2 protein-coding genes are annotated in these 1,753 nt (G+C 70.8%); both read right to left on the bottom strand.

The window, feature by feature from the left end:
• Window positions 1–36 precede the first annotated feature (36 nt).
• Complete coding sequence (locus ACLN58_RS21820; RefSeq protein ID WP_415857307.1) at window positions 37–1,146, bottom strand: zinc-dependent metalloprotease; 1,110 nt, start codon at window positions 1,144–1,146, stop codon at window positions 37–39.
• Window positions 1,147–1,236: 90 nt separating this feature from the next.
• The coding region (locus ACLN58_RS21815) for a D-alanyl-D-alanine carboxypeptidase (RefSeq protein WP_415857306.1) at window positions 1,237–1,753 on the bottom strand (517 nt) is incomplete at its 5' end.

Here is a 1,753-nt window from a genome sequence, read left to right as displayed (position 1 = left end):
GTCTCCGGCGGTCGGGCGAGGCGACGTCCCGGGAGGTCACCCCATCCTCGCGACCCACGCGGCCGGCGCGTGGATCTCCTCCTCCGTGGGAAGGTTCTCGGGGCGCTCCCAGATGCGGTTGAAGCCCGCCATCCCGACCTCGTCCACGACTCCCGTGACGAACTTCGCGCCGTCCGTGTACTGCCGCATCTTGGCGTCGAGCCCAAGGACCCTGCGCACGAAGGCCTCGAGGACGCCGCGGTTCTCGCTCCGCGCCGTGTACCGCTGCCGAATCGTCTTGACGCTCGGGACCACTTCGGCATCAACCGCGTCCATGACGACCGTCGCGTGGCCCTCGAGGAGGCTCATGATTGCCGTGAGGTGAGAGATCGCGGCCTTCTCCGCCGGATCCTGAAGCAGGTCGAGGATCGCGCCCCGGCTCGGGACGGGCTGCCCGACGCCGACCCACGGCCGCTCGCGGAGTGACTTCGCCGCGGCCGTGGCCCGCTCCATGAGCGAATCCATGTTGCCCAGGAGGCTGTCGGAGAGCTTTCCGACCTGCTCGAGGATGTGCCCGCGGAGCCACGGCGCCGCGGCGAACTGCACGCGGTGCGTCTGCTCGTGGAGGCACACCCAGAGCCGGAAGTCTTCGGGCTCGACGTTGAGCTCGCGCTCGATCTGCACGATGTTCGGCGCGACGAGCAGGAGCCGCCCGGCCTCCGGCACGCCCGAATCGGGGGCGAGCGCGGCGTACGGCTCGTACTGCCCGAGGACCTTGCTCGAGAGGAACGCGAGCACGGCTCCAAGCTGCGCGCCCGTGATCGCTCCGCCCATGCGCGCAGCCGAGGGCGTGATCTCGCTCGCCTTCTTCTCGACCAGCTGGGTCAAGACCGGCCCGAGCATGACGGCGAAGCCCTGCGTGTTGGCCTTGGCCCACGATCCACGGTCCACGACGAGGACCTGCGAATCGCGGAGATCCTCCGCGGCATCGAGCCCCGTGATCCGGTGGACGTGCGGCACGGCGGCGTCCGCGAGGCGCCTCAGGCTCGCGACGGCTCTCGAGGCCTCAACGGCTGTGAGCTGGGGGCCGGGAGGAGCCAAACGTGCTGCCGTGGCGGCCGCGAGATCCCAATTGATGAGCTGCGGTGCCGTCTCGTGGACATCCATACCCCCATCAGACCACACGGGACCGTCAGAACACACTGCGATGCGGGCCGCCGAGGCGCGTTCGCTCAGGGCTTTCGCCACGTGAGTCCGTCAGCGGCAGCCGCAGCCCGCCAGGGCCGACGCGGCGGCGTCGATCTGGGCGGCAGCGTTCGTGCGCGCCGTGGAGGCGAGGCCATTCGCGACGATCGAGAAGACGAGGAGGCGCCCGTCGGCGTCGACCACGTAGCCCGAGAGCCCGATGACGGTGTTGAGCGTTCCGGTCTTGGCGCGCACGAAGCCCGCGCCCGCGGACCCCTGCCCGTAGCGCGAGGCGAGCGTCCCCGTGAGGCTCGCCACGGGGAGACCGTCGAGCGCGCGCCGGAGCCGTGCGTCGTTCCCCGTTGTCATGGTGCGCACAATCCCTGCGAGCTGCTGCGGCTGGATACGGTCCGTGATGGCGAGCCCGCACGCATCGTCGAGCACGAGGCCGTCCGCGTTACCCAAGAGTCGCTGGGCCGTGTCCTTCAGGAGCGCCCGCACCCCGTCGATGCTCGCGGGGCGTCCGCTCGCCGCGGCGGCGAGGCGGGCCAGAGTCTCCGCCGCGTAGTTGTCGGATTCGCGCAGCGTG

Source organism: Sinomonas sp. G460-2, from assembly GCF_047759905.1.
Taxonomy (GTDB): Bacteria; Actinomycetota; Actinomycetes; order Actinomycetales; family Micrococcaceae; genus Sinomonas.
The sequence above is the reverse complement of the archived record's forward strand: the minus strand, read 5'-3'. Positions and strand labels throughout refer to the sequence as shown.

Excerpts from the sequence above, each read along its gene's own strand:
- ACLN58_RS21820 (WP_415857307.1), bottom strand. The coding sequence starts at position 1,146 with ATGGATGTCCACGAGACGGCACCGCAGCTCATCAATTGGGATCTCGCG.